Source organism: Amycolatopsis sp. H20-H5 (assembly GCF_035828755.1).
Lineage (GTDB): Bacteria > Actinomycetota > Actinomycetes > Mycobacteriales > Pseudonocardiaceae > Amycolatopsis.
In genome coordinates this window covers 22,953-30,487 of the sequence record NZ_JAYMZS010000107.1, presented here as the reverse complement: position 1 = coordinate 30,487, position 7,535 = coordinate 22,953, and the positions used below count along the sequence as shown (strand labels likewise).

Sequence of the window (7,535 nt, the reverse complement as noted above, 5' to 3'; positions counted from 1 at the left end):
CCAACTCGGTCACACGCGCGAGCAACTGCTCGACCAGCGCTGCGAGCGAAGCAGGATCCGACACCACAAGATCATCTCAGACGGACCTCATCGGCCACCAACCGCCACCAACCAGCTGAATAGCTACAACGCGGGGAATCTCTGCCCGAACCGTCCATACGCCCTGCGGCTATTCGACCCAGCAGATCGGAGGTGGCTCTGAGCGCTCGGTGTGCAGTCCCCGTGAGCGACGATGCAAAGCACCACTCGAAGGGAACGTTATGGCGCCCACCAGCCCGATTTCACACGAAGTCGTCCTGGTCCAGGAGAACCACACCACCGACAACTACTTCCGGTCCATGGCCGCCTTCGGCGCCAATGTCGCGACCGGCTGGCCCACCTCACCCAACCCGCCCGCGTCGGACCAGCCACACGACCGGCACGCCTACTACCGCTGGCTGACCAAGAAGATCACCGGTGCACACCTGCAGTTCGACACCGTCAAGGATCTTCCGTTCTACGCATGGCTCGCCGCCAGCGGCGCGTTCATCGAAAACCACTGCGCCGGCTACGGCACCAACTCGACACCGAACCACCTGCTTATCGTCGGCGGCCAGACACCGACACTGCGCAACCCGCCACGCGGCAAGACGCCACCCGTCTGGGACATGCCCTCGCTGCCGGGGCTCGCCGCCAACCACGGTCTCAGCTGGAAGGCCTACACCGGAAGCAGTGGCTACCCGGTCGAGTTCTACAAACAGCTCAAGGGTTCGCCGAACATCGTGCGTTCAGCCGACATCATCAAGGACGCACAGGCTGGCACCCTGCCCGCACTGTCGATGGTGTGGCACGACTCGCCGTACGACGAGCATCCCACCGCCGACGTGAGCACAGGGATGGACGCGATCTGGCAGATCGTCGACGCCGTTGCGAAGGCAGGACTGTGGAACTCCACGGTGTTCATGCTGACCTGGGACGACTGGGGCGGCTACGACGATCACGTGGTCACGCCGAACGTCGAGACCACCCCCGACGGTATCCAGCTCGCCTACGGTCCCCGCGTTCCGCTGCTGATGTTCGGCGGGCGGGTCCGGCCCGGCATCGACCACCGCTGGTCATGGCATCCCAGCGTTCCCAAGACCGCCATCGATCTGCTGCGGCTGCCGAAACTCGGCGTCACCCGGGTCGACGACGACACAGGCCTCGCCGACCTCGTGGACCTCTCCGCCTCGCCGAAACTGAACCCCGCACCTCCCGCCCACGGCACGACGATCACCCAACCCACACCGCCGAAACCCGCCCCCACCCCGACACCGGTACCGCCTCCACCGGTCGCCAAGCCCGCACCCGTCGGGGCGGTGATCCTTCGTGACGGCAGCACGCTGCCACCACCCAACGACGTCCCACTCCCCTAATGCCCCGCCAGCAGGTCCGGCCGCAGGCCAAGCTCGGGTAGCGCGCCACAACCCCGCCGGAGGGGTCCCTACCTGCATTGATGTCAGGCGTGTCCCGGAGATCTCATGTCCATCGACCCGGAGATTTCACGTCCGCCCACCCGGACTTTCCATGTCCGCTGACAATCGGCAATGCGGATATCTCAGCGGGGCCTATTTTTAGCGCTCGGCGCGCTAACGGTTAATGCCGTGCAAACCGCGCCGTTATCCGTCACCGGATCGGGTGCTGGCTGCGTTCAACGCCCCGGCGGGGACGTTTGATGCGCTTCACTGGGATCAGCGGGTGCGAGGCCCTCCGCGGGGTCGCGACCGCGTCGGCGTGCTCGCGTCCATGGGCAACCCTTCTGGCGCTGAAAGGTGCTAATGAACAAGCTTCCCCAGATCACGGTGGCGTTCTGGATCATGAAGATCGCGGCGACGACCCTGGGGAAACAGCAGGCGACCTCCTCGCACAGACGATGCGCGTGGGCTACCTCGTCAGCTCGATGATCCTGCTCGGGTTGTTCCTGGTCAGTCTGGTGACGCCGTTGGTGGCGAAGACGTACCACCCGGCGCTGTACTGGACAGTCGTTCTGTCCACGAGCACTGCCGGAACCACCATGTCGGACTTCATGAACCGGACCGCGGGACTGGGCTACGCGACGGGAGCGGTGGTGCTGATCACGGCACTGGCCGCGGTGTTCTGGATCTGGAAGCTCAGCGGCCGTTTCTTCGACGTCACGACTATCCAGACATTCGGTGGCGAGACGCTGTACTGGACGGCCATCCTGTTCTCCAACACCCTCGGCACCTCTCTGGGTGACTTTCTCGCGGACGACTCGGGCCTCGGCTTCGCCGGATCGGCGCTGGTCGTCGGCACCGTGCTGGCGCTGATCGCTGTCGCGATGAAATACAGCCGGGTGTCGCACATCCTGCTGTTCTGGATGGCTTTCGTGCTGACCCGGCCACTGGGTGCGTCGGCGGGTGACTTCGTCAGCAAGCCCGTCGCCGCCGGCGGGCTCGGTTACGGCACGTTCGGCGCTTCCGTCGTACTGGCGTCGGTGCTCATAGGGCTGATCCTGTTCAGCTATCGGCAGCGCGGCAGACAGGTCGACGACGGTGTGTCGGACGTGTGCCCGATCGCTGTCCCGTCGGCCGCGAGAGGTGATTGACTTCGTCGTCGGGCGGCGAACGCCGCAGTTGGGGACAATGACCGCTGTGGCGGGACATGAGAGTGAGCAGCGGCCTCGGCTGCGCCCGGCAGACACCGGCTGGGCACACCGGCACCGCAATGTGTCCGGTGGCTGGTTGCGTCCAACCGTCTTCGGCGCGGTCGATGGCTTGGTCACTAACGCCTCGCTGATCGCTGGTGTGGGCGGCGGTGGGGCGTCGGCGCACACGATCGTGCTTACCGGGCTCGCCGGTTTGGTCGCTGGTGCGTTCTCCATGGGTACGGGTGAGTACGTGTCGGTGACCAATCAGAACGAACTTGTCAGCGCAGAGGTCGCTGTCGAGCGCGACATGCATGCGCGGTTCCCCGAAGCCGAACAGGCGGAGCTGGCTGAGCGGTTCCGCGGTTATGGTGCGGACTCCGACACCGCAGACCGCATGGCCGCCGCGGTGTCGAAGGACCCCGACCTGGCGCTGCGGCTGCACGCCCGCGACGAGCTCGGCGTCGACCCTCACGACCTGCCATCGGCACTGCTGGCCGGCGGGGCGTCGCTGGTCGCGTTCTCGATCGGGGCACTGTGGCCGCTCCTTCCCTATCTGGTCGGCCTCGGTAGTCTCGGATTGTCGCTGGGGTTGACCGCGGTGGCGTTGCTCGCAGGGGGTATGGCCGTCGGCACGCTGACCGGGCGCCCCCTGCTGCGCGCCGGGCTGCGCCAACTCGCGCTCGGTACTCTCGCGGTTATAGTGACCTTCGGCATTGGGCACCTCATCGCTTCGGCTACCTAGGCCGACCGTCGTCACGTCCACAGTGAATGGTCAGTGGCTGCCGCGGACGATGTCGCATATTTCCCAGATCGCGTAGTAGACCAGGACGTACGCGGCGACCGGATCTGCCCACCACCGGCCCGGCCCTCAGCGTGAGGCCCCACCAGGACCGCGGCGGCCAGCAGCGCGTCGATCAGAGTCACCCGGCGTCGTCGAGGGCGCGCAGTCGCGCCGCGGTGCGGTCGCGAACATTCAGGAGGTGTTCGACCTGCCGTTCGGCGTCGCGTACGAGGCTGCGGGCGGCGTGTTTCGCCGTGGTGACGACGTCGTCGGCTTCGGCGAGCTGACCACGCCTGGTGAGGCGGGCGCGCGGCAGAGGGTGTCGATTCGGGAGCGAAAGGGCACCGTTCTCGGCGCGGGTTTGCTCAAGCTGCCGGGTCAGGGTTTCCGCTTCGGTCAGTGCCGCGTCGCGGTCGTAGGTGAGCAGCCGACGCTCTGCGTTGAGCTCGTCGACGTGCTCGCGGTCGTCACCGCGCAGTGTCAGCGGAAGGTCACGAGCGGCCCGAATCCGCCCTCCTCCACCGTGTCGTGTCACTGGCGGGCCGGGTCGGCCGGTCCAGCGGCGCGGCGCAGCAGAGGGGTGAGGTCGTCGAGTGGCCCGGCGCCCGGCGGGTGGGGTGGGTGGGGCTGGCCGAGGGTGTGGTCGTCGGCGTGCAGGGCGGAGATGAACCGGGCGAGGGTGCTCGGTGGCGGGGCGATGGTGTCGCCGGCGAGGTAACGCAGGACGATCAGGTCTTCGCCAGAGTCGATTTCGATGGCCGCGGCCCAGCCGTGCCGTTCATCCTAAAGCAGGGCGAGAACCGGGTCGGGGTAGCCGGGGTGGCGGGTGTCGAGCGCGACGTAGGCCGACACCGGGGTGTCGTGATCGATAGTGCAGGACTCGAGACCGATGTCCAGCTGCTCGGTCACCGCGCGCAGAGCGAGGATCGCGGTGTGCGCAAGACCGCTGGGGAGTGCGGTGGCCGTGAGCACGACGGACGACATTTCCTTTCGAGGCATGGGGGAAACAGAGGAAACGCGGCGCCGGGTGACGGGGAGCCGTGCCACGGCTCCCCGCCTTCCGAGCGGACCCGCGGACCGCGCTCGCTGCCCGGGGTTCACTGTTCGGACCGCAACGCGGCAGGCGAGTTCGTCGGGTGTTAGTCCTTCGGACAGGCATCACCACCTCGGTCGCGAACGTCAAGAATCTTCCGATGAGCAGCGCTTACGCGGCTGCCAAAGCGGCCCTCCGCCCCATGACCCGGAGTCTCGCCCGCGAGCTGCTCCAGCGGAAGACTCGCGTAAACGACGTCAGTCCCGGTCCATCGACACGGGCATCCTGGCCAGGTCGATGCCGAAACAGGCTGCCGAGCAGACCAAGGCGCAGATGACCGCGAACAACCCCATGCTGCGCTTCGGCGACCCAGGCCAGATCGCCAAGACAGTCGCGTTCCTCACGTTCGACGTCACCTACACCACCGGCGCAGAGTTCGCCGTGGACGGAGGCGCCTCTCAGCTCTGCGCGGCCGGACTCTCACCACGCTGCCGGCACTGGCCGCGGCCCCGATCGAACTGCTCCCGCCGGAGACAACCCCTCGCTGCGCACCGTCGACACCCTCTTGCGCACAGACCACCACGACACAGCTTCGAACAACAGCTGGCCCTGGGTCCCGGCGTGCGCCGGGACCCAGGGCCAGCTGTTGTTGCCCGGCCGATCAGGGAAGGGTGAGGCCGAACGCGCTGAGGGCGGCCGGCACGGGCTGGAAGAAGGTTTCGCCGCCGGACGTGCAGTCGCCGCTGCCACCGGAGGTGAGGCCGAGTGCGGTGGACCCGTCGAACAGTGCCCCGCCGCTGTCACCCGGTTCGGCGCAGACGTCGGTGTCGATCAGGCCGCTGACGCTGCCTTCCTGGTAGTTCACAGTCGCGTCGAGCCCGGTGACAGTGCCCTGGTGCACGCCGCTGGTGGAGCCGCTGCGGGTCACCGACTCGCCGACCGTCGCGTCACCGGCCCCGGTGATCTGCTGTCCGGTGTTCACCTCACTGGGGCCCTCCGCGCCCTGGTCGTACGCGGCCCAGGAGTAGTCATTGCCGGGGAAAGTGGCCTGCTGGGTGGTGGCGATGTGCTGGGCGTTGCCAGAGTCGGCCCACCAGTCGTTGGTCGCGACGCCGCAGTGTCCGGCGGTGAGGAACGCCGGCTTGCCGCTGTAGTCGTGCACGTTGAAGCCCAGCGAGCAACGGAGGCCCTGGCCCCAGATCGCGTCACCGCCGCTGAGCAGGGGACGCAGTCGCGAACCGGTCTGGCGCAGCTGTGCCCTGGCACCGAAACCTCTCACGAGGTTCGTCAGCCTGGACAGGTCGGTGCCGGTGACGCTGGGGTCCGCGGTGACGAGTACCTTGCCGCTACGGGGATCCAGGCGCCAGGAGGTGCCTGCAATGGTGGCCTTCCGGCTGAGTTCCGCGGTCACCGCCTTCAGTTCCGACTTCCGGTAGCCAACCTGCTTCGGTACCGCGCCGGCCGTGCGGACCTGCTCGGCGCCCGCGGTGTCCGCGACCGTGACCACGAGCTGTGCGGCGCTCTGGTCGTAGTACGAACCTACTGTTCCGTCGCCGAGTGTCGCCGCCATCTTCGCGGCCAGCGCGGACGCGTCCCGGGTGGTCAGTGGCGGCGGAGAATTCTCTGCGGCCGCAGCAGGGGCGGCCAGGATGACACCAGACGCCAGTACCGCCACGGCGCAGGCGATACGACCTCTATAACGCACACTGGACATGGTCATCTCCTTCTATCACGAATGGAGCGATGACACACCGGCGCAAACAGACGCACGTACGTGGACTTATCGTAGAGATACAGTTCGTGATCTTCCACCCACGAAAGTCGTGAAAGCCCGAGCCGGTGACGACTCGGCGTGACAGTGCCGCCCGGCGGCCTCCACCACACGTCTCAAGAAACAGCTACAGAGTCACCTGGATGAAGATCATCCGCGAATGCTACCCACGAAGTTATGGCTCCACAGCGGCAAACTGACTGCGTGAGTCCCCTAGAAGCCAACTGCACCACGAGCGTTTCATGGCGGTTCATACGGTTTGCCGCCATCACATTCCCTCCTTTCGAGGGTGTCACGACTTTCCGGATGCTGCGATTCCGCTGGTTCCTCAACAGCCCTTATGCAGGTGAATCATCCTGCGGATGGAAGAATTTCATGCGGACAAAACTGGCGGCCGCACTGGGAATGTGCTTTGCGTTATTCGCGTTGACGGCGCCCGCCTCGGTGGGCACCGGTGCCCACCGGCACCCAGCCGTCGATCATCGGCGGCGGCGACGCCACCGAGACGTACTCCTTCATGGTGGCACTGCACAACGGCCGCGGTGGCAGCCTGGTCTCGGCGCAGTGGATCGTCACCGCCCACCACTGCGGCGACGCGTCACAGGGACGGATCGGTTCCACCGACAACGGCTCGGGTGGCGAGGTCGGGCAGATCGACAACGTGATCACCGATCCTGGCACCGACCTCACCATGATGCACCTCACCCAGCCATCGCAGCAGGCGCCCGTCCGGATGGCGCAGAGCAACCCGGCGGAGGGCACGACCGCCCGTCTGCTCGGCTGGGGCCGCACCAGCTGGCCCTCGTGCCAGACCCCGTCGACGCTGCAGGAAATCGACCTGACCGTCCTCGCCAGCAGCGCGTGCGCGGACGGCGGTGGCGGCGCCGGCGACGTCTGCATTTCCGGGCATCAGGCCCATTCCGCCTGCCACGGGGACTCGGGCGGTCCCGCGATCGTCGGCTCCTCCGGCAGCTGGACACTGGTCGGCGAAACCCACGGACCCGGCGACAATGGCGGCGAATGCGCCACGAGCACGCTCTACACCGGTATCGCCCAGCACCTGGACTGGATCAACCAGCAGATCGGCAGCCAGCCGTCAGCCAGGCGGTGACCAGCGTGTCGCCGGGAGACCGTCAGAGCAGCAGCGGAACGTACTGCGCCACCGTCGTCGGCTAGGCTGAAACCCCATGGGGAAGCACCGTGTGGGCTGGCCTGTATGTCGTATACCTTGCGACAGGTCACCCGGTGCTGGGTGGAATCGGGCTTGTACTGCTGACAGGCGCCGCGGTGGCCACAACCGCACGAGACCGATATCCGGCCCATC

At 66.9% G+C, this 7,535-nt stretch carries 8 protein-coding genes and 2 pseudogenes; 6 read left to right on the top strand and 4 right to left on the bottom strand.

Going from position 1 to position 7,535, the window contains the following annotated elements:
- The first annotated feature begins 260 nt into the window (after positions 1 to 260).
- The 3 genes from QMK34_RS37575 (at position 261) to QMK34_RS37565 (ending at position 3,368) form a co-directional block, all read left to right on the top strand.
- Complete coding sequence (locus QMK34_RS37575; RefSeq protein ID WP_326419526.1) at positions 261 to 1,394, top strand: alkaline phosphatase family protein; 1,134 nt, start codon at positions 261 to 263, stop codon at positions 1,392 to 1,394.
- A 503-nt stretch (positions 1,395 to 1,897) separates the two neighbouring features.
- Entirely contained in the window at positions 1,898 to 2,584 is a 687-nt protein-coding gene (locus tag QMK34_RS37570) for a COG4705 family protein (protein WP_326419525.1), read from the top strand.
- Between the two features lie 46 nt (positions 2,585 to 2,630).
- The gene (locus tag QMK34_RS37565) at positions 2,631 to 3,368 is read left to right on the top strand and encodes a VIT1/CCC1 transporter family protein (RefSeq protein ID WP_326419523.1); all 738 of its coding nucleotides are present in this window, start codon (positions 2,631 to 2,633) and stop codon (positions 3,366 to 3,368) included.
- A 178-nt stretch (positions 3,369 to 3,546) separates the two neighbouring features.
- Here QMK34_RS37565 and QMK34_RS37560 read toward each other — a convergent pair whose 3' ends face one another.
- Together QMK34_RS37560 and QMK34_RS37555 are read right to left on the bottom strand one after the other, a co-directional pair.
- Positions 3,547 to 3,942, bottom strand: coding sequence for a hypothetical protein (locus QMK34_RS37560; protein WP_326419522.1), 396 nt, complete (start codon positions 3,940 to 3,942; stop codon positions 3,547 to 3,549).
- Positions 3,939 to 4,391: pseudogene (locus QMK34_RS37555) on the bottom strand (DUF6292 family protein). The gene QMK34_RS37560 and the pseudogene QMK34_RS37555 overlap by 4 nt, the downstream one beginning before the upstream one ends.
- A 209-nt stretch (positions 4,392 to 4,600) precedes the next feature.
- Here QMK34_RS37555 and QMK34_RS37550 point away from each other — a divergent pair.
- A pseudogene (locus tag QMK34_RS37550) lies at positions 4,601 to 4,654 on the top strand (hypothetical protein); the annotation flags it as partial.
- Positions 4,655 to 4,697: 43 nt separating this feature from the next.
- Here QMK34_RS37550 and QMK34_RS37545 read toward each other — a convergent pair.
- Entirely contained in the window at positions 4,698 to 4,844 is a 147-nt protein-coding gene (locus QMK34_RS37545; RefSeq protein ID WP_326419528.1) for a hypothetical protein, read from the bottom strand.
- On the opposite strand from QMK34_RS37545, the gene QMK34_RS37540 reads away from it, so the two are divergent.
- The gene (locus tag QMK34_RS37540; protein WP_326419521.1) at positions 4,774 to 5,115 is read left to right on the top strand and encodes a hypothetical protein; all 342 of its coding nucleotides are present in this window, start codon (positions 4,774 to 4,776) and stop codon (positions 5,113 to 5,115) included. The genes QMK34_RS37545 and QMK34_RS37540 overlap by 71 nt on opposite strands.
- On the opposite strand, the gene QMK34_RS37535 is transcribed toward QMK34_RS37540, so the two are convergent.
- On the bottom strand, positions 5,102 to 6,154 hold the full coding sequence (locus QMK34_RS37535) for a S1 family peptidase (protein ID WP_326419520.1): 1,053 nt from the start codon (positions 6,152 to 6,154) through the stop codon (positions 5,102 to 5,104). The two genes, QMK34_RS37540 and QMK34_RS37535, sit on opposite strands and share 14 nt — an antisense overlap.
- A gap of 511 nt (positions 6,155 to 6,665) precedes the next feature.
- Between QMK34_RS37535 and QMK34_RS37530 the strand changes: the two genes are divergently transcribed.
- Positions 6,666 to 7,322: a S1 family peptidase gene (locus QMK34_RS37530; protein WP_442785301.1), complete on the top strand. Its 657-nt coding sequence runs from the start codon at positions 6,666 to 6,668 to the stop codon at positions 7,320 to 7,322.
- Positions 7,323 to 7,535: the final 213 nt, after the last annotated feature.

Bases quoted from the DNA above. Each gene is read 5' to 3' on its own strand.
- QMK34_RS37575 (WP_326419526.1), top strand. From the start codon at position 261: ATGGCGCCCACCAGCCCGATTTCACACGAAGTCGTCCTGGTCCAGGAG.
- QMK34_RS37535 (WP_326419520.1), bottom strand. From the start codon at position 6,154: ATGTCCAGTGTGCGTTATAGAGGTCGTATCGCCTGCGCCGTGGCGGTA.
- QMK34_RS37540 (WP_326419521.1), top strand. From the start codon at position 4,774: ATGACCGCGAACAACCCCATGCTGCGCTTCGGCGACCCAGGCCAGATC.